The organism is Staphylococcus sp. GDY8P120P, assembly GCF_017892065.1.
In the GTDB taxonomy this organism is placed as follows: Bacteria; Bacillota; Bacilli; order Staphylococcales; family Staphylococcaceae; genus Staphylococcus; species Staphylococcus nepalensis.
Window position 1 is genome coordinate 26,918 of record NZ_JAESKI010000028.1, and the last position, 22,011, is coordinate 48,928.

Sequence of the window (22,011 nt, forward strand, 5' to 3'; positions counted from 1 at the left end):
TAAAAAATTTACCCATACGCGTCAAAATACAATTTTAAATATTTCAAAAAGTAATCACCTACTAAATTTTACTTTTTTTACCTTTCTAACATAAAATTACGTTATAATGATTATATAAATAAATTTTTTGTAGAATTTAAATTAATTAATTGGATGTGAGACGATGAAAACATTTAAAGCCGTTCGATTTCAAATCGTATCAGAGAATGGTGGTGTTACTGAATACGAATTAGAAGATGGTGTCATTATCAATAAGGAAAACAGTGGCACTGGCTGGTTGCTTGAAATCGTCATTTCAGATTATCATTATGAAACTATGAAAAAATATATGGAAGATGAAACATTATTAGATATACGCGTAGTAATCACTAGACCTGCTAACGATCCTGCATTGTTTGATGCAACTATCAAAAATATTATTCAGTTAAATCATACAATCTCTGTGGTTTGTGAATGTCATATCTATACTTTAAGACAAGTTTATGCAGAAAGTTTATTAGAACAATTAATCGATGAAGGCTTAACTGGTGACACATTGAAAAAATCATTTAACCGAATGATGCAATCTAAACCAAGATTAAAAGATGAAAAAATAGATAAATAAAAATGAACGAGCCCAAGACGTTGTTTACGTCTCGGGCTCGAATATTACATAGATGATAGCTGACTAGTATGAAAATATACTTATAAAAAGAGGCCTGATTGGGTCTCTTTTTATTTAAAGAACTACTATTTTCTAAAGTTAAAGTGTGCTCATTTCTATGAAGATTGGTAGTTCTTACACAAATATTTTAGCTCTTGTATGTTTTTAGTCACCTTTACTATGGTAGGAGGACGAACTATTTTAGAAAACATAAATTTATGTTCTAGCCATTATTGTTTATCTTGAAGTGCAAAAGTTAACTCACAGCTACAAGCTAATTGTCCATCTACGGTTGCTTTAGCAGTGCCTTTGCCAATAGGACCTCTAAGTTTAGTTATTTCAACTTCTAAACGTAATGTATCTCCAGGTGTTACTTGTTTTTTAAATCGGCATTTATCAATACCAGCAAATAATGCAAGTTTGCCTTTATTCGCTTCACTATTTAACATTGCAACAGCTCCTGTCTGAGCTAAAGCTTCAGTGATTAATACGCCAGGCATCACAGCATACTCTGGGAAATGCCCTTGGAAAAATGGTTCATTACCTGAAACTTGTTTAATTGCTACACATCGTTGACCTTCTTCATATTCTACTACTCGATCAATCAATAAGAATGGTTGTCTATGCGGAATAATCTCTTTAATTTGATTATAGTCAAAAATTGTTTCCATATTTTGTTTCCTCCAACTTTGTTGCTATTATGTTAATCCTGTTAATGTATTATATCGTTAATCTTGTGTTCTTTTGATATCTGCACCTAATGATTTTAATTTACCATGTAAATCAACATATCCTCTATCTAAATGTTTCAACTCAGTAACGTACGTTGTCCCATCAGCTACGAGTCCTGCTAAAATAAGTGCTGCTGCTGCACGTAAGTCTGTGGCTTTGACTTGAGCACCTTGAAGTTCACTTTTACCTTCAATTTTAGCACTTCTACCTTCCACAGTAATTTTAGCATTCATTCGTTTGAATTCTCCAACGTGCATAAATCTATTTTCAAAAACTGTTTCAGTCACTACTTTATGGCCATCTGCAGTTAGTAATAAAGCCATCATTTGAGACTGCATATCAGTAGGGAAGCCTGGGTGTGGCAATGTTTTAATATCAACTGGTTTCAATGAATTTTCTACACTGACACGGATTGCATCATCTAGGTACTCTAAATGAACGCCCATTTCCTCAAGTTTATAAACTAAGCTAGTCATATGCTCTTTAATCGCGCCATTAACTAGCACATTACCTCTTGTGATTGCACCAGCAATAAGTAAGGTACCTGCTTCAATTCTATCAGGTATAATTGAATGTGTTACCCCTCGTAAAGTTTCTACACCTTCAATCGTAATTGTATCAGTACCAGCGCCTAATACATTACCCCCCATTTCATTGATATAATTAGCTAAATCAACAATTTCTGGTTCGCGCGCTACGTTTTCTAATACGGTTTTACCTTTAGCTAAAGAGGCAGCCATAATAATATTTTGCGTTGCACCCACACTAGGAAAATCTAAGTGAATCGTTGCGCCTTTTAACCCGTTAGTTGTACTAGCATAAATAAAGCCACCATCCATATGGATTTCTGCACCTAGCTCTTCAAAGCCTTTGATATGTTGTTCAATTGGTCTTGAACCAATGGCACAACCACCTGGCAAAGCAACTTTGGCATGCCCTAAACGAGCTAACAACGGCCCCATAACAAGAATACTTGCTCTCATCTTGCTCACGTACTCATATGGTGCTTCTTCATTTAATTGTTTGGTTGCATCTACAGTAACGATTTCTTTATCTTTATCATACGAAACATCTGCATTTAATGTTGATATTACGTTATTAATTGTTTCTACGTCACTAAGTGCTGGTACATTTTGTAATTCACTAACGCCTTCCGACGCTAATAGTGACGCTGTTAATACTGGTAACACAGCATTTTTAGCTCCTGAAACTTTAACTTCACCAATTAATTTTTTACCACCATTAATTTCTATCTTATCCATCTTAAATCCTCCACTTAACTACTTATAAATTGCCATTATTTTAATCAAACGTACTACTAAATTATATCGATAAACATCAATGATATACAATTATTTGAATTATTGTGCTAAATATTTTATTTGTGTAGAAAATTGTAGCAAATCTACAATAAAATTACTTACTGATGTTCCGATTAATATTGCCAAAAATATCATACAAATTTGAATTTGTAACGGATACCCTTTTTTAAAAAATTGTTCTAATCTCACTGCATTAAGCGCCCAATAAGCGATACAAATACAAAACAAATGTAATATGAGATGTACAATTGAAAACTGCCCTAAATATTCCATAAGTCATTCTCCTTGATAAACACTATTTATATATTTTACACGAAAGACATAGTAAAAGATACTTAAGAATGAGATAAACATCTTGTAAATGATAAATGTTTGATTAACTGATACTTTCCCTTTATGGATATGTTTTATGCATAACTATTGTAATTAAATAATGATGGTTATTTTGTAAATTGACTACGTATCATGATGTATCTTTCAAACGGTTAGTAACAATGCAATCGAAACGAAATTATAGTTTTAATTTAGCTATTACGATATTGAAAAACTTAAATCCAGCAATGTTTCATTACAACCACCTACTGAACATAGTATATTTATAACCGAGATATTATTTCTGACTTGTCCTCAAAAAAAAAGAAGCCCTAAAAGGGACTTCTTTACGCATTATTGTAATTCAGCGACACGAAGACGGTTATTAGCACGATCTAATGCGCGTTTGGCTCTATTTATGTCACTGTTATCTTCTTCACTATTCAAATGAGACTCTGCTCTCGATTTTGCTAACTCTGCTCTAGCTACATCAATCTCCTTAGCAGGCTCTGCAGTTTGAACGATGATTGATAATTTATCTTGTCTTACTTCAACAAAACCTTCACTCACTGCAATATATTCTGAACCACCGTCAAAATTAATTTTGGCATAGCCAATTTCAAGTGCTGCAACTGTTGGAATATGTCCATACATGACACCGATTTCTCCAGCAGTAGTTTGTAATACTGCCAGAGTGACATCTTCTCGGTCGTAAACAGAACCATTAGGAGTGACAATATTTAGGCTTAATGTATTCATTATCCATACCTCCTAATTTTAAACTTCAACACCCATATCTTTAGCTTTTTCAATTACTTCTTCCATACTGCCAACAAGACGGAATGCATCTTCTGGAATATGGTCATAATCACCATTTAAAATGGCTTTGAAGCCTTCTACTGTTTTTTGTACAGGTACATATGATCCTTTTTGGCCAGTAAATTGTTCAGCCACGTGGAAGTTTTGTGATAAGAAGAACTGAATACGACGCGCACGTTCTACAGTTTGTTTATCTTCTTCAGACAATTCATCCATACCTAAAATAGCAATGATATCTTGTAATTCTCTATATTTTTGCAACGTAGATTGAACATCACGTGCAATTTCATAATGTTCTTGACCAACGATTGATGGATCAAGTGCTCTTGAAGTAGATGCTAACGGGTCTACTGCAGGATAAATACCCATTTCTGTTAACTTACGTTCTAAGTTTGTAGTTGAATCCAAATGTGCGAAAACTGCAGCTGGTGCTGGGTCAGTATAGTCATCGGCAGGTACGAATACTGCTTGAATAGAGGTTACAGAACCTTTAGTTGTTGATGTAATACGTTCTTGTAACTGACCCATTTCAGTAGCTAATGTAGGTTGATATCCTACTGCTGAAGGCATACGACCTAAAAGCGCAGAAACTTCTGAACCAGCTTGTGTAAATCTGAAAATGTTATCGATAAACAATAGAACATCTTGTCCTTGTTCATCACGGAAATATTCAGCCATAGTTAAACCAGAAAGCGCTACACGCATACGTGCACCAGGCGGTTCATTCATTTGACCAAACACCATAGCTGTCTTTTTAATAACACCACTATCACTCATTTCATAGTATAGGTCATTACCTTCACGTGTACGTTCACCTACACCAGCAAATACTGAAATACCACCGTGTTCTTGAGCGATATTATTAATTAACTCCTGGATTAATACCGTTTTACCAACACCGGCACCACCAAATAACCCGACTTTACCACCTTTAATATAAGGCGCTAATAAGTCAATAACCTTAATACCAGTTTCTAATATTTCAACTTTTGTAGATAATTGATCAAATGCAGGTGCTTCTCTATGAATTGGATCGCGACGAACTGAGTCTTCGATATTTTCTTCTAAATCAATTGTGTCACCCAACACATTAAATACTCTACCTAAAGTTTCATCTCCAACTGGAACACTAATACTTCGTCCGTTATCTCTAACTTCTGTACCACGTTTAACACCATCAGTTGAATCCATTGCGATTGTGCGTACAACGTCATCACCAAGTTGTAATGCAACTTCTAGCGTTAATTGAACAGTACCTTCGTCTCTTTCTACGTCAAGAACTAAGGCATTATTAATTTCTGGAACTTCATTGTGCTCAAAGCGAACATCAATTACTGGACCCATAACTTGTGTTACACGGCCTAATCCCATGCTATTTTCCTCCTTTAATCGTTATTCAAGTGCAACTGCGCCACCAACAATTTCTGTGATTTGTTGCGTGATTGCTGCTTGTCTAGCTCTGTTATATTCGATAGATAAATCATCAATAATATCCGTCGCATTATCAGATGCATTTTTCATAGCCGTCATACGTGTTGCATGTTCACTTGCTTTTGCATCTAAAATCGTTCCATATATTAAACTTTCCACATATTGAGGTAAAATCACGCTTAATATAGCTTCTTTGTCTGGTTCAAATTCATACGAAGACATTTGACCATGCCCTAAACTTGAATCTTCTGGAGACAATGGAAGTACAGTTTTCATCGAAGGTGTGTTTTCTAATACACTTACGAAATGGCTGTAATAAATTTTTACCTCATCCACAGCTTCATCGCTATATAAGTCTATAGCTTTTTTAGCGATCGCTTGAATTTCTTTAAATGAAGGTTGGTCAGGCACTTCCGTTAAGGAATCATGAATGTCGTAGCCTTTATTTTTTAGAAAATCAACACCTGATTGACCCAAAACTAAGATTGAGTATTCTTCACTGCTGTTATGTTTATTTTCAATATCTTTTATTAGGTGTTTTAATACATTTGCATTATAAGCACCTGCAAGCCCTTGGTCACTTGTAATTACTATATAACCACTTTTATTCACTTCACGTTGTCGTAACATTGGATGATGTGAATTTTTATCTGCGCCAGCAACTGCTGTAATTGCATCTTGCATTTTCACCATATATGGTCTAAATTGATTTGTATTCTGCTCAGCACGACGCAATTTTGAACTGGAAACCATGTTCATTGCTTTTGTAATCTGTTTCATCTTTTTCGTTGATTTTATTCGTGTATCAATTTCTTTAAGAGATGCCATTATCTCACCACCTTTTATCTACATTAACTATTATGCTTCTTCAGTTTTACTAAAACTCTTCTTAAATTCATTAATAGCTGATTCAAATGATTCATCATTTGGTAAAGCGCCGGATGTTTTGATTTCATTTAATAAATCAGAAGCATTTGTTTTAGCCCATTGATTTAACTCATCTTCAAAACGTGTAATATCAACTACTGGAATATCGTCTAAATGACCTTTGGTTAAAGCATAAATAATTAAAACTTGATTTTCTACAGGTAGTGGTTTGTTTTTGTCTTGTTTTAGAATTTCAACCGTTCTTTTACCGCGGTCTAATTTTTTAGCAGTAAATTCATCTAAATCAGAACCGAATTGTGCAAATGATTCTAATTCACGATATGACGCTAAATCTAAACGTAAAGTACCTGCGACTTTTTTCATTGCTTTAATCTGCGCAGAGCCACCAACACGAGATACGGATTGACCTGCATTAATCGCTGGTCTAACACCAGAGAAGAACAAGTCAGATTGCAAGAATATTTGTCCATCTGTAATAGAAATTACGTTGGTAGGTACATACGCTGCGATATCTCCTGCTTGTGTTTCAATAATAGGTAACGCTGTGATTGAACCGCCACCTAAATCATCATTTAATTTAGCTGCTCTTTCTAATAATCTACTATGTAAGTAGAACACATCACCAGGGTAAGCTTCACGGCCTGGAGGTCTACGTAATAATAATGATAATTCACGATAAGCTGCAGCTTGTTTTGTTAAATCGTCATAAACAATTAAAACATCCTTACCTGCAAACATGAACTCTTCACCCATGGCTACGCCAGAGTAAGGTGCGATGTAGAGCATAGGTGCTGGATCTGCTGCTGATGCTGAAACAATAATTGTATAATCAAGTGCGCCTTCTTGACGAAGTTTTTCAACATTTGCGCGTACTGTTGAGTCTTTTTGTCCGATTGCAACATATATACAAATTGTGTCTTGATCTTTTTGATTTAAAATCGTATCGATCGCAACGGTTGTTTTACCTGTTTGACGGTCTCCGATAATCAATTCACGCTGACCACGGCCAATAGGTACAAGCGCATCAATTGCTTTAATACCAGTTTGCAATGGTTCATCAACTGATTTACGATCCATGACGCCAGTAGCTTTTTTCTCTACAGGGCGTGTTTTCGTAGTATTGAGCGGCCCTTGTCCATCAATAGCTTGCCCTAATGGATTAACGACACGACCAAGTAATTCGTCTCCAACTGGGACTTCCATAATACGCCCAGTACGTTTGACTTCGTCTCCTTCTTTGATATCCGTATATGGTCCTAAAATTACTACACCAACATTGGATTCTTCAAGGTTTTGTGCTAAACCTAGAACGCCGTTATTAAATTCAATAAGCTCACCAGCCATAACATCATTTAATCCGTGGATTAAAGCTATGCCATCACCTATTTGTAGAACTGTACCTACATCAGTAACAGCCATTTCTGACTCATAATTTTCTATTTGTGAGCGAAGTAAAGCACTGATTTCTTCAGCTTTAATGGCCATCTATGTCACTCCTCCGATTTTTATTTCACTCTAATAAATTGCTTTTCAAGTTTTGCAAGATCATTTTTAATACTTGCATCCATCACTTTTGTACCAACCTTAACACGGATACCTCCGATAAGATCTGGGTTTACTTCATTTGATATCTTTAATTTTGAAAGTTTTGTACGTGACTTTATAATTGAATCAATACTTGTTAATTCATCCTCGGATAATTCATAAACTGATTCAATAACAGCAAAATCTTGATTATAATGCTGATTAAACAATGTTTCGAAAGCTATAAATATTTCGTGTATATATGCAAGATGGCGATTACTCGCAAGAACCATTAACATATTTTGCAAATATTGATTAGCTTGCCCAAAAATGATAGCTACAAAACGATTGCGCTGTGTTACATCTTGTTGAGGGTCAGTATCTAATTCTTTTAAGTTTTCTAATTCAGGTTGTACTGCTTGGTCAATTGTTGAAAATTCTTCATACATTAGATCGAGCATTTCTTTTTCCTTAGCAGTATCAAATAACGCTTTGGCATATTTTTTTGCTACGTTAGCCATTATTTATCGCCCGCCTCTTTAATGTACTTTTCAACTAATTCTTTTTGATCTTTTTCTGAGATTTCTTTTTGAAGTACTTTTGAAGCAATCAGTACTGAAAGCTCAGAAACTTGATTATTAATATCTGCAAGTGCACGTTCTTTTTCACTATTAATTTCATTTTGAGCAGTTTCAATCATACCATTTGCTCTGATGTTAGCTTCATGAATGATTTCTTCATGTTGTTTACGCGCTTGAACCTTAGATTCTTCTAATATTTTATGAACCTCTTCTTGGGTTTCTTTTAAAGTTTGTTTATTTTGTGCTTCTAATTTCTGTGCATTTAATTTAGCTTGCTCAGCGTCGTCGATATCTTTATTAATATCGCGTTCACGTTGGTCCATTACATCCTTAAGTGGGCCCCACGCAAATTTTTTCAATAAGGTTAATAAAACGATAAACGTTATAAGTGTAACGAAGATGGTCCCCCATCCAACGCCACCGCCACTGGCTGCACCAAGCACGAACATATTTGTCGTAGCAGTCACTTCCATAGACACTCCTTTCATACGATATGGTTATAAGACATTTTGATAAAAACGAACGGCGAAAGCCGATAAGACCTCGCCATAAATACTAGTTTAATTATAGTGACATGAAAGCGATAACTACACCGATGATAGGTAACGCCTCAACTAAACCGATACCGATGAACATAATACCCATTAATTGACCACGTGCTTCTGGTTGGCGAGCGACACCTTCTACTGTTCTAGAAACGATAAGACCATTACCAATACCTGCCCCAAGTGCTGATAACCCGATTGCGATTGCTGCTGCGATTAAATTCATTTAAAAATCCTCCTAATTATTTCTTTTTTAATTTTTTAACTTAATGACTTTTTTGTACTTTGTGTGACATATACACCATTGAAAGCATTACAAAAATATATGCCTGAATCGTACCAATGAAAATTGAGAACCCTTGCCATATCACTAGGCCAGGTAAACCGATTGCCCAACCCCATGCTGGGAAACTGAACACTAAACTTGCTAATAAACCAAGTAATAATTCTCCCGCAAAAATATTTCCATACAAACGTAGACCCAATGTTAAGGTTGAAGTAAACTCTTCAAAAATATTAATCGGTAATAGGAAAATTGGCTTAGTATAGTTTTGGAAATAACCTTTAGTACCAACCATCTTAACGCCATAATAATGTGTTAAGAGTATAATCAACGTTGACAATGTCAATGTAACGGTTGGGTCTGCTGTTGGTGATTTCCACCAAAGCGTATCACCTGCAACCAATTGAAAAGGTAATCCAACCATATTACTAACGAATATGAAAAAGATTAAAGTAACTGCTAGGAAATGGAACTGACCGCCTTTGGACCATGCCATGTTACTTTCAATAATTCCTCTTACGAAATCAAAAACCCACTCTATAAAATTTTGTTTGCCTGTTGGACGTTTCTTGAGGTTCCGTGTACAAATAATAGCTATGACAAAAACAATAAGCGCCGTAATCAACATCATCATGATTGATGACAGATTAAACACGATGTCTAAACCGAATACATTCCAACTGACTAGAGGGTCTTTATGATCCATGTCTTCTCACCTCTTTCATTATAAAATTTATTTCTTGTGTAAAAATGGTTTGAAAACAATTAAAACATAAGAAATCATTAAACCAACAACTACTCCAATCACGTTTATATAATCTTTATAAAAATACCATAATGTACAAGCTAAAATCACAATCAAATATCTCCATATGTTGCCCGTTGAAATATGTATGTTGTCTTCTTCTTTTGCTCTCGCCAAATAATATTCAAAAGTAAAAGTAATGCATAGTGATCCACTTGTACCTATTAAAAGACCTAATATAAACTCAGAGTATGTGAAAATAAACACAATAACTAGCACAATGATACTGTATAAATAGTATTGAATGTACTGGTTAAAAATGATGTTGAAACGTTTCATTTCAGTGCCTCGTTTCACCTTATCTTTCGTATATGAAAACCATTCCAATCATACAATTTTAATAATAATATAGGGTAGTTAACGTGTCAATTCTATTCAAATTGTAATTCAATTTTTTACACAAATGTCACAAAAATGACACATTAAACTATTATTATTTGAAAGATGAAGGTTTTTTATCAATTAGTCCAAAAAAATACTTAATATTTTGACAAATTCTGTTGGCTGCGTTGCCATCGCCATACGGATTTCGTGCTGTGCTCATTGTCTTATACAAATTTTTGTTGTCTAATAAAGCTTTTGTTGCTTCGAATATGTTGTTTTCGTTTGTACCTACAATTTTAAGTGTCCCCGCTTCGACACCTTCAGGCCTTTCTGTTACATCCCTTAATACAAGCACTGGTTTACCTAATGAAGGTGCTTCTTCTTGAACACCACCAGAATCCGTTAAAATTAGATAAGATTGGTGGGCAAAATTATGGAAGTCTACCACCTCTAACGGTTCTACCAGTTCAATACGAGCATGATTAGATAAATAATAATCTGCAATGGCTCGTACTTTAGGATTTTTATGTATTGGGTAAACAACAACAACATCATCATAAGTATCGACAATAGCTCGTACTGCCTTAAAAATATGAGACATAGGCGCTCCAATATTTTCTCGCCTATGCGCTGTCAATAAGATAATACGTTTATCTTTATGCTTATCAATTATTTCTGAATGATAATCTTTGTGAATTGTTGTTTTCATAGCATCAATAGCTGTGTTCCCTGTTACTACAATAGCATCCTTTGGCTTATTTTCAGAAATTAAATTTTTTGCAGCATTATTAGTAGGAGCAAAGTTCAAATCAGCCATTACTCCTACCATTTGTCTATTCATTTCTTCAGGAAATGGAGCATATTTATCCCAAGTACGTAAGCCTGCTTCAACATGGCCTATTGGTACTTGATTATATAATGCTGCTAAACTTCCAGCGAATGTGCTCATCGTATCACCATGAACAAGTATCATATCTGGTTGTTCTTCTTTAATGACCCCCTCTAATCGAATGAGTATACGGGAAGTGATTTCTGATAATGATTGACCTTGCTTCATAATGTTTAGATCATAATTAGGGGTTATATTAAAGCTAGTCAAAACAGAATCTAACATTTCTCTATGTTGTGCCGTTACAACCACGATTGGCTCTAATTCGACATCATTCTCTAATTCTAAAACAAGAGGCGCCATTTTTATCGCTTCAGGACGCGTCCCAAAGACAGTCATAATTTTTTTCATATTACTCCACTCCTGGGCCAAACTATTTTGTACCGAATAAACGGTCGCCAGCATCACCTAAACCAGGTGTAATATAAGCATGGTCATCTAATTTTTCGTCTAATGCCGCAATATAAATATCTACATCTTCATGTGCTTCTTGTAATTTTTCTACACCCTCTGGTGCTGCAATAAGACACATAAATCGAATATGTCTAGCGCCACGTTTTTTAAGGGAATTAATCGCTTCGATGGCAGATGCGCCTGTAGCTAGCATTGGATCAACCACAACAATCTCTCTTTCTTCAATATCTTGTGGCAATTTCACAAAGTATTCAACCGCTTCTAAAGTCTCTGGGTCTCTATATAAACCAACATGGCCTATTCTAGCCGCTGGCACTAAATTCAAGATGCCTTGAGTCATACCTAACCCTGCTCTAAGAATTGGAATAAATGCCAATTTTTTTCCAGTTAGTCTTTGAGCAATCATTTTAGTTACTGGTGTTTCAATTTCTACATCCTGTAATTCTAAATTTCTAGTCACTTCATAAGCCATTAGCATACCGACTTCATCTACAAGCTCTCTAAACTCCTTTGTACCTGTATGTACATCTCGAATGTAACTTAATTTATGTTGAATAAGTGGGTGATCAAAAACATGTACGTTGCTCATAATTACTTCCTCCAATTTAATTGTATAAAGGATGTTTAGTAGTTAATGCTTTAACTCTTTCTTGTCCTTCTTTTAATGTTGTTTCATTTTCAGGATCTTTTAATACTAAACTAATGATTTTCGCTACTTCTTCAAATGCTTGTTCGTCAAAACCTCGCGTAGTCGCCGCTGGAGTACCAAGGCGTAAACCACTAGTTACAAAAGGTTTTTCCTGATCAAATGGAATTGTATTTTTATTACAAGTTATGCCAATTGCATCAAGTGTTTCTTCTGCTACTTTACCTGTTATATTTACAGATCCTTTTACATCTACACATACTAGATGATTATCGGTACCGCCTGATACGACTCTAAATCCTTCTTGGCTTAAAGTGTCAGCTAATACTTTAGCGTTTTTTACAACTTGTTGTTGGTAAGTTTTGAAATCGTCTTGCAAAGCCTCACCAAATGCTACTGCTTTTGCAGCAATAACATGCTCTAAAGGTCCACCTTGAATACCAGGGAAAATGGTTTTATCAATTTGCTTTTTGTATTCTTCTTTACATAAAATCATTCCACCACGAGGGCCGCGCAATGTTTTATGCGTTGTTGTAGTTACAAAATCAGCGTATGCTACAGGGCTTGGATGTAAACCAACAGCTACTAATCCAGCGATATGTGCCATATCTACCATCAATTTAGCTCCGACTTCATCAGCTATTTCTCTAAAACGTTTGAAATCAATCGTTTTTGAGTATGCAGATGCGCCAGCAACAATTAATTTAGGTTGATGTTCTTTAGCCACTTTTAAAACTTCATCGTAGTCTATTTGTTCGCTATCTTTATCGACACCATATTCAACAAAGTTGTAAAATTGTCCACTAAAGTTTACTGGTGCGCCATGCGTTAAGTGGCCACCATGACTTAAATTCATACCTAATACAGTATCACCATGTTCTAATGCTACGAGATAAACAGCCATATTTGCTTGAGAACCAGAGTGTGGTTGGACATTGACATGTTCAGCACCAAATAATTGTTTAGCTCGTTCGATAGCTAATGTTTCAGACACATCAACAAATTCACAACCACCATAATATCTTCTGTTAGGATAGCCTTCAGCATACTTATTTGTTAATACTGAGCCTTGAGCTTCCATCACTGCTTCTGATACAAAATTTTCAGAAGCGATTAACTCTATATTATTATTTTGACGGTTAAACTCATTTTGAATTACTTCATATATTTCTTTATCTTGCTTTTCAATAAATGACATTAGTAAACCCCTCGTTTCTGTATTAGTTATATTTTGCTCTTTCGCCACCAATTTTTTTAGGTCTTGAAGAAGCGATTGTAACAATTGCTTCACCAATTTGTTTAATACTTGTACGCTCCGGAATTGCGACATGTTGGATATGCATACCGATGAGTGTTTGGCCAATATCTATCCCTTTAGAAACAGTGATTGCTTCTACTACCATCGGATTATCCATATGCTGATATGCATAAGTTGCTAAACTGCCTCCAGCGTGAACATCAGGTACAACGGTTACTTCTTCCATCGTTAAAGGGTTGAACTTCGCTCGTTCTATAGTTATCGCTCTATTTATATGTTCGCAGCCTTGAAATACAAAGGAAACCCCTGTTTCAGATTCGATTTCTTTTAATGCGTCATATATGTCTTTCGCTACTTCCATAGATCCAACACTACCGATGCGTTCACCAATCACTTCAGATGTAGAACATCCTATAATACAAAGCTCATTTGCTTTAAAGAAAGATTTAGATTTTAATTCACTTAATAATGCTTTTAAATCCTCCATATTAACACCCCTTTTCTTTTGATTAAAAAAGTAAGCCAATATACAAAAGTTCAATACATACAAATTTAATTGATAGCAAATTTGCTACACGTTATTATTATAACGTATTTAGTAAGTTACTCATACTAATTTCACATATTTATTACTTTAATATTTTAATTTTTATTTTATCAATCAATGGGTTTAATTCATTGAAAATTTTAAGATATTCTAATTTGTTGCCTCCAAATGGATCAGACACATCACCGCTATTTGATGCATATTCATTGATTGTGAACACGTGTGCTTCACTGCCATACATACGTTTGATTGTGTCTCGGTGTGATGCAGACATAGTTAAAATTAAGTCTGCGTTTATATCATCTTCAGTAAAGGCTTTTGCATTTTCTGGAAAAGGTAATTGATTTTCTTCTAATATAGATAAAGTATGCTGTGATACAGGGGCGCCGTCTAATGCAAATAAACCACGTGACACAATATCTAAGTTAGGCATCTTAGCTCTTGCAATACTTTCAGCCATCGGACTTCTACAAGTATTTCCTGTACAAACAAAAACGATTTTCATAGTTCTTCCCCTTTAACAACTGTATAGTTTGCAGCTTTTAACATTCTATTCATTATAGCGGTCGTATCATCATTATTTTCAAAACCAAATATATAAGCATGGTTAATATGGTTGTTTTGATCTATATCATGCAAAACCTGGTATAAGTGACGATTTGCTCCTTTTATATCTTTCTCATTTTCACATAAAGGCATAAATATTGCTTCTTTCGGTACCAAGTCACGCTTGTTTTTCGGAAATATAAATGCCGTATCTTGCCAATTTTTCTCTGAAGAAGGTCGTTTATAAATAGATTGCACAATTGTAATTGGCGTATCTGGTGCATAATGTTTATACTTCATACCTGGTGCGATGGGTTTTTCATGGTTTAAATCCTCTACTGATGAAATGCTATCTGGTAAAACACTTTCAATCATTGTCTTTGTGATTGATCCAGGTCTTGCAATTTTAAATGGATATTGTGTACAGTCCAACACCGTGCTTTCAAGGCCCTCTTCACTTTGATCACCATCAATAATACCATCAATACGTTGATTCAAATCATTATACACATGTTCAAATTGAGTAGGAGACGGTCTCCCACTTAAATTAGCGCTAGGCGCAGCGATTGGTAAATCTACAAATTTCAGTACTTTTCTGCCTACTGGATGACTCGGCATTCTAACAGCTATCGATGATAAACCACCACTGACACTTTCACATAAATATCCCTTTTTCAACGGTAAAATAAATGAAATTGGGCCTGGCCAAAAGCGTTGCATTAATGTCTTCACTTCTTGGGTGATATGCTGTGTGAAACATTCTAATTGTTTTATATCGTGAATATGTACGATCAGAGGATTATCTGAAGGTCTACCTTTAGCAGAATATATTTTTTTTATAGCTGCTTCATTTCTAGCATCGCCGCCTAAACCATAGACCGTTTCAGTCGGAATAGCGACAAGCCCACCATTTTCAAAAATATTTTTTATCTCATTATATATATAGGTGTTATCTTCTTGTGTAATATCCTGCTGTAAGTTCCATATTTTTGTATTCATTTATACACACCCTTTCATCTTAATGCTAATTTTAAAACAAAATAAGAAGTTATGCACCTTCATGACATATCATGTTCAGCACATAACTTCTTAAAGTTACCATTTGAAAGAAATCATTCTATCATTATTATTAATGTCTTTGATTATTTGAACATCTACTGTTGGGTATTTTTCTTCGATTTTTCTTTTTAAAGTAGGGCCCTGTTTATAACCAATTTCAAAAACTACAGCAGCGCCTGGTAACAATACCTCTGGTAATTGGCGTAAAATCGTATCATATACTTGATAACCATTGTCTTCAGCAAATAGCGCAGTATACGGTTCGTATTTTAGAACTGTATCATCCATTAGATCCGCTTCACTATTGTCTATATAAGGCGGGTTTGAGATTAAACCATTGACTTTAATATTTCGCTCAATTAATGGTGCTAAAGCATTACCCTGTAAAAATGCAATATCTACTCCATGAGCATCAGCATTTTCCTTAGCTACAGAGAGTGTAGCTTCATATAAATCTGTAGCTAAGACTTCCAGATTACTATTTAATTTCTTAAGTACAATAGGAATATTGCCACTGCCTGTACCAATGTCTACAACTTTGTCACCAGAATGCACTGACTTATAGAAATGTAGCAATACTTCTTCTGTTTCTGGACGTGGAATTAAGCAATGTTCGCTTACTTTGAATATTTCACCATAAAAAGATTGCGTTCCAACGATATATTGTATAGGTTCACCATCTAGCATTCTGCTTTCTGCATTATCAAATAATATTTGATGAGCTTTAGTCATTTCATCATTAGAATGCATTAAGTAATCTGACTTCTGCCACTGAAACAAGTCAAGCATTAACCACTCAGGTCGTGTTGGTTCGATGCCTTTTTCAACACATTTAGCTTGAGCTTTTTTTAATCTATCTCTATAGTTCACCATCATTCAGTTCTTTCAATTTATCTGTTTGTTCTGCTAAAGTTAATGCATCAATAATTTCATCTAATTTACCTTCCATTACTTGTTCTAACTTCTGTAATGTTAACCCAATACGATGATCAGTTACACGACTTTGCGGATAATTATATGTTCTAATTCTTTCTGAACGGTCTCCAGAACCTACTGCTGACTTACGTTGCGCTGCGTATTTTTGTTGTTCTTCTTGCAATTTCATATCAAATAAACGTGCTTTCAACACTTTCATCGCTTTTTCACGGTTTTGGATTTGTGATTTTTCTGATGAAGTAGCAATTACTCCGGTTGGAAGATGGGTGATACGTACAGCTGAATCAGTCGTATTAACGTGCTGTCCACCCGCACCGCTTGAACGGTACGTATCTATTTTAATATCTTCATTGCGAATTTCTATTTCAACATCTTCTACTTCTGGTAATACTGCTACCGTCGCTGTAGATGTATGGATACGGCCACCTGATTCTGTCGCTGGCACACGTTGGACACGATGGGCGCCATTTTCATATTTTAATTTACTATAGGCCCCTGTACCTGAAACAGAGAAACTAATTTCTTTATAGCCGCCGTGATCACTTTCAGCAGCCTCAACTATATCAGTTTTGAAACTATATGCTTCAGCGTATCTAGAATACATTCTAAACAAATCACCAGCAAATATAGCAGCTTCATCTCCACCTGCTGCGGCACGAATTTCAACAATTACGTCTTTTTCGTCGTTAGGGTCTTTGGGAATTAACAAGAATTTCAATTCTTCTTCAAGTTTCGGTATTTTTTGAGTAAGCACTTGTTTTTCACTTTTAAGCATTTCAACTTCTTCTTCGTCTTTTGTTTCTCTTAACATTTCATCGATTTCATTTTCATCTTCTTTAGTTTGTTTGTATTCACGGTAAACTTCAACAGTTTTTTGTAAATCAGCTTGTTCTTTTGAATACTTTCGTAAGTTGTCAGGGTTATTCACGACTTCAGGGTCGCTTAACAATTCATTTAATTGTTCATATCTTTCTTCTACAATATCTAATTGATCAAACACTACATTTCCTCCTTCTCATTATCACTTGGAGCAACAATATGGTGTGCTCTGCATCTTGGCTCATAACTTTCATTTGCACCAACTAATATCACTGGGTCATCTATTTTTGCTGGATTACCGTCAATTAACCGTTGTGTACGGCTGGAAGATGAGCCACAAACAGCACAAACAGCTTGTAGTTTTGTCACTTCTTCACTTACTGCTAATAAATACGGTATAGGTTCAAATGGTTCACCTCTAAAATCCATATCCAAACCTGCAGTAATAACTCTATGTCCTTTTGCAGCTAATGCTTCAACAATATGAACTATATTATTTTCGAAAAACTGAACTTCATCTATTGCTATAATATCAAAATTTGATAAATCGTGTTTGTAAATTTCAGCTGCAGTTGAAATATTAATAGCTTCAATTGCATTACCATTATGAGACACAATCTTATCTTTATGATAGCGGTCATCTATTGCTGGCTTAAATACAACTACTTTTTGCTTAGCATACAACCCACGTCTCAAACGACGGATTAATTCTTCAGATTTACCACTAAACATGCTTCCAGTAATACATTCAATCCAACCGGAGTGATAAGTTTCATTCATTATGCGTTCCACCTTTTTTCAAAACATAATCGATTTATTATATCATATTTTTTCTTTCAAAATATCAATTTCCCACAAGATATTTGTAATTTTGTATGTAATCTTATTTCTAAACGCTTAGCCACATAAAATTTTAAAATAGCCTATATCTTATATTAAATAAAAAAGCATTCTCATAAAATGAGAATGCCTTATTACAACAATTATTCGTTGCTTGATTTGAATCCGAATTTCTTGTTGAAACGTTCCACACGTCCATCCGCAGCAGCGAATTTTTGACGTCCTGTGTAGAATGGATGTGAATCAGACGAAATATCTAAACGAATAACTGGGTATTCATTTCCATCTTCCCATTCCATAGTTTCAGATGAAGATTGTGTTGAACCACTTAAAAATTTAAAATCAGTAGTTGTATCTAAAAAGATAACTTTGTGGTATTCAGGATGAATATTTTGTTGCATGTTTTTCAGCTCCTTTGCCCTGAACCATCTGGAACAGAGTTTTTTGTGAGTTTTTACCCAATACTTGATAATTATAATTGCTATAAAACTAAAACGCAACCCTAAATCATATATTTAAACCATAACTCACATTAAATAATTGGTTTACCAGTTTTAGTACTTTCTTTAGCCGCTTCTTGTAACTGTTCGAAAAATTCTTGATTTGTTTTTGTTCGTTTTAGCTTTCTTACAAATCTTTCAGTAAAATCAATTGAATCAGTAAACATATTACGTAGCTGCCAAAGCGATTCTAGATCTTTTGGTGAAATTAGCAACTCTTCCTTACGAGTTGAACTTCTACCGATATCAATAGCTGGAAAGACACGACGTTCAGCTAATTTACGGTCAAGGTGTAATTCCATGTTACCTGTCCCTTTAAATTCTTCATATATCATGTCATCCATACGCGAACCAGTATCTACTAATGCTGTGGCTAATATAGTCATACTTCCGCCAGCTTCAATATTTCTTGCAGCACCAAAAAAAGCTTTCGGTTTATGCAATGAAGCTGGATCCAAACCACCGGATAACGTACGCCCGCTTGGTGGCATAACTAAATTATATGCACGTGCAAGTCTAGTAATAGAATCCATCAAAATAATGACGTCTTTACCAATTTCTACTAAACGTTTTGCACGCTCTAATAATAATTCCGCTACTTTAACATGATGTTGTGGCGGTTCATCAAATGTTGAATGCACAACTTCTGCTGATTCAACAGAACGTTCTATATCTGTTACCTCTTCTGGTCGTTCACCTACAAGTAATACAAACAGTTCTGCATCAGGTTTATTTGTTGCTACAGCATTAGCAATTTCTTTTAGTAATGACGTTTTCCCCGCTTTTGGAGGTGCAACAATCAAACCACGTTGTCCCAAACCAATAGGCGTAATCAAATCCATTATACGCGTAGAATAATTTGTTTTTGTTGTTTCTAACTTGATACGCTCTTCTGGATATAATGGTGTTAACGCTTGGAAATGTGGTCTTTTTTTAACTTCCTCTGCATTCTCATCATTGACAAAATCAACTTGCAGTAAACCATAATATTTCTCATTATCCTTAGGTTTTCTGACTTTACCAGTAACTTTATCGCCACGTTTAATTTCAAAGCGACGTATTTGACTAGCTGATATATAAATATCTTTTTCACCCTTTGAATAATTGACAGTTCTTAAAAAACCATAACCATCTTGTTGAATATCGTCTAAGATACCCTCCATATAATAGTTTCCGTCTTTTTCCATTTGGGCTTCCATAATAGCAAGAACTAATTCTTTTTTATTTAATTTACTATAATTTGTTAATTTAAGTGATTTTGCCTTTTGAGTAAGATCTTTAGTAGTGTAATTTTTGTATAGCTCGTGGAACGATTCGTACTGAGGTGATGTCCGTACTTTATCAGGCATTATCTTGCACCCATTTCATAAAAAAGTTTTAAATAACATAGAGAGCTACGCTACTTACTTTTATTACTATAGCAAATTTCTTATTTAATTACAAAATGTATTTCACTTTTTGAAATTTATAAAAATAGCTCTGAAGCTAACACACTGTTAAAACAGTACATAACCATACCATGTGTCAAATGATGGTTCAAAGCTCCATAATATTAAAATAAGGGCAACCAATTATATCGTTTGGCTGCCCTTAAAACTAGACTTTTAACTTAAACATTTTAACTTTATTTTATTAAACTATGCTTTGTAATAACCAGCAATAGATTTAACTTCTAAGAACTCTTCTATACCATAGTCTCCCCATTCGCGTCCTAAACCTGATTGTTTATAACCGCCGAATGGTAAGTCTGGTTTACGTCCAGCTTCGTTAATTTCAACTGTACCTGCTTCAATCGAACGCGCTACCTTGTGTAATGTGTCTTTATCTTTACCATATACGTATGACGCTAGCCCATATTCTGTATCATTTGCGATTTTGATGGCTTCGTCCACATCATTATAAGTGATAATTGACATTACAGGTCCAAAAATTTCTTCTCGCGCGATTGTCATATCATTATCCACGTTATTAAAGATCGTTGGACGTGCGAAATATCCTTTATCCAACCCTTCAGGTTTACCAGGGCCACCATAGAATAATTCTGCGCCTTCTTCTACACCTTTATCAATATATGATTGAACTTGGTCAAATTGTTTTTTACTAATAATCGGGCCAACTTGCGTACCTTCTGCACGTGGGTCGCCTACTTTAACTTGGCTGAATTTTTCTTTTACAGCTGTTAAAAATTCTTCTTTAATACTTTCTGGTACTAATGTTCTTGTGCCTGCTGTACAAACTTGACCTGTATTGGTTACTACTTTACCAGTAGCTGCACTCGCTGCACCGTCAATATCAGCATCATCCAAGATAATATATGGTGATTTACCACCTAACTCTAGCGACACTTTTTTGAAATCTTCTGCTGCTTTTCTCATGATGCTAGCACCTGTAGGGCCAGAACCAGTAAATGACATCATTCTTACTTTTGGATGTTCACTTAGTGGATTACCAACACCTTGGCCATCACCATTTACTAAGTTGAATACTCCTTTTGGAACGCCGGCTTTATCAAATATTTCTGCTAAAATAATCGCTGCAAATGGCGTCTCTTCTGACGGTTTTAATACTACAGGACTGCCTGCTGCTAATGCTGCAGACAATTTAAGAGAAGTTTGGTTTGTTGGGAAATTCCATGGTGTGATTAAACCTGCAACACCAATAGCTTCTTTAACAACTAAATCATCCCCACGGCGCTCTTCAAATTCAAAATTATCCAATGCATCACGTGCAGCTTGGAAATGATCTAATCCCATTTGATAATGGACATTTTCTGAAACTTTTAACGGAGAACCTAATTCATCCGTAATCGCTTCAATAATATCTTCTTTTCTATTTTTATATTCTTGAACAATTTTATCTAATAATTCTTTTCTTTCTTGAACTGAACTGTGTCTAAATTCAAAATATACATTTTCAGCAGCATCTACTGCTTTATCAACATCTTCTTTATTACCTTTCGCAATAATACCTGTTACTTCTTCTGTTGCAGGGTTGATTACTTCAATTGTTTCTCCACTTGTACTTTCAACCCATTCACCGTTGATATACTGTTTAGTAAAATTTCTCATCAATGATTCACTCCTTAACTGTGTTGATAATTATATTGTAACCGAGATTTCACATTTTTAAACATATTTGCTCACGTCGACGCTTTACAAACGTTGTTATTATGCGCTTTCTCCTCTTTTATAACACTTCTATAGACGATAGGAAAAACATATAATTTCTCACTAAAGAAGCAGAACAGAGGTCCAAATGTTAAAAAATTTCTATCTCGCTAAAGTTCTTATAATTAAAAAGCTATTTTATAAAATGAATCACAAGTATATTTTTCCAATAGGCAATCAG

Annotated in this window: 25 protein-coding genes; 1 reads left to right on the plus strand and 24 read right to left on the minus strand. The window is 34.9% G+C overall.

Going from position 1 to position 22,011, the window contains the following annotated elements:
- Window positions 1-163 precede the first annotated feature (163 nt).
- Window positions 164-604 (plus strand): YwpF-like family protein, encoded by a 441-nt coding sequence (locus KA900_RS13355; protein ID WP_096808793.1) that lies wholly within the window; start codon window positions 164-166, stop codon window positions 602-604.
- A gap of 269 nt (window positions 605-873) precedes the next feature.
- Here KA900_RS13355 and fabZ read toward each other — a convergent pair whose 3' ends face one another.
- From fabZ to KA900_RS13475, 24 genes are all read right to left on the minus strand, one after another.
- Complete coding sequence (gene fabZ / locus KA900_RS13360; RefSeq protein ID WP_096808792.1) at window positions 874-1,314, minus strand: 3-hydroxyacyl-ACP dehydratase FabZ; 441 nt, start codon at window positions 1,312-1,314, stop codon at window positions 874-876.
- A gap of 57 nt (window positions 1,315-1,371) precedes the next feature.
- On the minus strand, window positions 1,372-2,637 hold the full coding sequence (gene murA / locus KA900_RS13365; RefSeq protein ID WP_096808791.1) for a UDP-N-acetylglucosamine 1-carboxyvinyltransferase: 1,266 nt from the start codon (window positions 2,635-2,637) through the stop codon (window positions 1,372-1,374).
- Between the two features lie 99 nt (window positions 2,638-2,736).
- Window positions 2,737-2,970 (minus strand): DUF1146 family protein, encoded by a 234-nt coding sequence (locus tag KA900_RS13370; protein WP_115342029.1) that lies wholly within the window; start codon window positions 2,968-2,970, stop codon window positions 2,737-2,739.
- A 393-nt stretch (window positions 2,971-3,363) separates the two neighbouring features.
- Window positions 3,364-3,768 (minus strand): F0F1 ATP synthase subunit epsilon, encoded by a 405-nt coding sequence (locus KA900_RS13375; RefSeq protein WP_096808789.1) that lies wholly within the window; start codon window positions 3,766-3,768, stop codon window positions 3,364-3,366.
- 18 nt (window positions 3,769-3,786) lie between these two features.
- Window positions 3,787-5,199, minus strand: a complete 1,413-nt coding sequence (gene atpD, locus KA900_RS13380) for a F0F1 ATP synthase subunit beta (RefSeq protein WP_096808788.1) — start codon at window positions 5,197-5,199, stop codon at window positions 3,787-3,789.
- 21 nt (window positions 5,200-5,220) lie between these two features.
- Window positions 5,221-6,087, minus strand: a complete 867-nt coding sequence (gene atpG, locus KA900_RS13385) for an ATP synthase F1 subunit gamma (protein ID WP_115342028.1) — start codon at window positions 6,085-6,087, stop codon at window positions 5,221-5,223.
- A 30-nt stretch (window positions 6,088-6,117) separates the two neighbouring features.
- On the minus strand, window positions 6,118-7,632 hold the full coding sequence (gene atpA / locus KA900_RS13390; protein ID WP_096808786.1) for a F0F1 ATP synthase subunit alpha: 1,515 nt from the start codon (window positions 7,630-7,632) through the stop codon (window positions 6,118-6,120).
- A 20-nt stretch (window positions 7,633-7,652) separates the two neighbouring features.
- Window positions 7,653-8,192 carry a F0F1 ATP synthase subunit delta gene (locus tag KA900_RS13395; protein ID WP_096808785.1) on the minus strand — a complete coding sequence of 180 codons (540 nt, stop codon included), beginning with the start codon at window positions 8,190-8,192 and terminating at the stop codon, window positions 7,653-7,655.
- Entirely contained in the window at window positions 8,192-8,719 is a 528-nt protein-coding gene (locus KA900_RS13400; protein WP_096811202.1) for a F0F1 ATP synthase subunit B, read from the minus strand. The genes KA900_RS13395 and KA900_RS13400 overlap by 1 nt, the downstream gene beginning before the upstream one ends.
- Window positions 8,720-8,816: 97 nt before the next feature.
- The gene (gene atpE / locus KA900_RS13405; RefSeq protein WP_002482721.1) at window positions 8,817-9,023 is read right to left on the minus strand and encodes a F0F1 ATP synthase subunit C; all 207 of its coding nucleotides are present in this window, start codon (window positions 9,021-9,023) and stop codon (window positions 8,817-8,819) included.
- Window positions 9,024-9,063: 40 nt separating this feature from the next.
- Window positions 9,064-9,786 carry a F0F1 ATP synthase subunit A gene (gene atpB, locus KA900_RS13410; RefSeq protein WP_096808784.1) on the minus strand — a complete coding sequence of 241 codons (723 nt, stop codon included), beginning with the start codon at window positions 9,784-9,786 and terminating at the stop codon, window positions 9,064-9,066.
- 27 nt (window positions 9,787-9,813) lie between these two features.
- On the minus strand, window positions 9,814-10,164 hold the full coding sequence (locus KA900_RS13415; protein ID WP_096808783.1) for an ATP synthase subunit I: 351 nt from the start codon (window positions 10,162-10,164) through the stop codon (window positions 9,814-9,816).
- Window positions 10,165-10,318: 154 nt separating this feature from the next.
- A complete protein-coding gene (gene wecB, locus KA900_RS13420) occupies window positions 10,319-11,449 on the minus strand; it encodes a non-hydrolyzing UDP-N-acetylglucosamine 2-epimerase (protein WP_119487782.1) in 1,131 nt (376 codons plus the stop codon).
- A 22-nt stretch (window positions 11,450-11,471) separates the two neighbouring features.
- A complete protein-coding gene (gene upp / locus KA900_RS13425; RefSeq protein WP_096808781.1) occupies window positions 11,472-12,101 on the minus strand; it encodes a uracil phosphoribosyltransferase in 630 nt (209 codons plus the stop codon).
- A gap of 16 nt (window positions 12,102-12,117) precedes the next feature.
- Window positions 12,118-13,356: a serine hydroxymethyltransferase gene (gene glyA / locus KA900_RS13430; protein WP_096808780.1), complete on the minus strand. Its 1,239-nt coding sequence runs from the start codon at window positions 13,354-13,356 to the stop codon at window positions 12,118-12,120.
- A gap of 22 nt (window positions 13,357-13,378) precedes the next feature.
- On the minus strand, window positions 13,379-13,903 hold the full coding sequence (locus tag KA900_RS13435; protein WP_096808779.1) for a TIGR01440 family protein: 525 nt from the start codon (window positions 13,901-13,903) through the stop codon (window positions 13,379-13,381).
- Window positions 13,904-14,045: 142 nt separating this feature from the next.
- Window positions 14,046-14,468, minus strand: a complete 423-nt coding sequence (locus KA900_RS13440) for a low molecular weight protein arginine phosphatase (protein ID WP_096808778.1) — start codon at window positions 14,466-14,468, stop codon at window positions 14,046-14,048.
- Window positions 14,465-15,508, minus strand: a complete 1,044-nt coding sequence (locus KA900_RS13445; RefSeq protein ID WP_096808777.1) for an L-threonylcarbamoyladenylate synthase — start codon at window positions 15,506-15,508, stop codon at window positions 14,465-14,467. The genes KA900_RS13440 and KA900_RS13445 overlap by 4 nt, the downstream gene beginning before the upstream one ends.
- Window positions 15,509-15,604: 96 nt before the next feature.
- Window positions 15,605-16,441 carry a peptide chain release factor N(5)-glutamine methyltransferase gene (gene prmC, locus KA900_RS13450; RefSeq protein WP_115342027.1) on the minus strand — a complete coding sequence of 279 codons (837 nt, stop codon included), beginning with the start codon at window positions 16,439-16,441 and terminating at the stop codon, window positions 15,605-15,607.
- Window positions 16,428-17,504, minus strand: a complete 1,077-nt coding sequence (gene prfA, locus KA900_RS13455) for a peptide chain release factor 1 (protein WP_096808775.1) — start codon at window positions 17,502-17,504, stop codon at window positions 16,428-16,430. The genes prmC and prfA overlap by 14 nt, the downstream gene beginning before the upstream one ends.
- The gene (locus KA900_RS13460; protein ID WP_096808774.1) at window positions 17,504-18,103 is read right to left on the minus strand and encodes a thymidine kinase; all 600 of its coding nucleotides are present in this window, start codon (window positions 18,101-18,103) and stop codon (window positions 17,504-17,506) included. Before KA900_RS13460 ends, prfA begins: the two co-directional genes overlap by 1 nt.
- 203 nt (window positions 18,104-18,306) lie before the next feature.
- A complete protein-coding gene (locus KA900_RS13465; RefSeq protein WP_096808773.1) occupies window positions 18,307-18,564 on the minus strand; it encodes a type B 50S ribosomal protein L31 in 258 nt (85 codons plus the stop codon).
- Window positions 18,565-18,695: 131 nt separating this feature from the next.
- Window positions 18,696-20,012: a transcription termination factor Rho gene (rho, locus tag KA900_RS13470; protein ID WP_096808772.1), complete on the minus strand. Its 1,317-nt coding sequence runs from the start codon at window positions 20,010-20,012 to the stop codon at window positions 18,696-18,698.
- Window positions 20,013-20,300: 288 nt separating this feature from the next.
- On the minus strand, window positions 20,301-21,731 hold the full coding sequence (locus tag KA900_RS13475) for an aldehyde dehydrogenase family protein (protein ID WP_096808771.1): 1,431 nt from the start codon (window positions 21,729-21,731) through the stop codon (window positions 20,301-20,303).
- Between the last annotated feature and the right edge of the window lie 280 nt (window positions 21,732-22,011).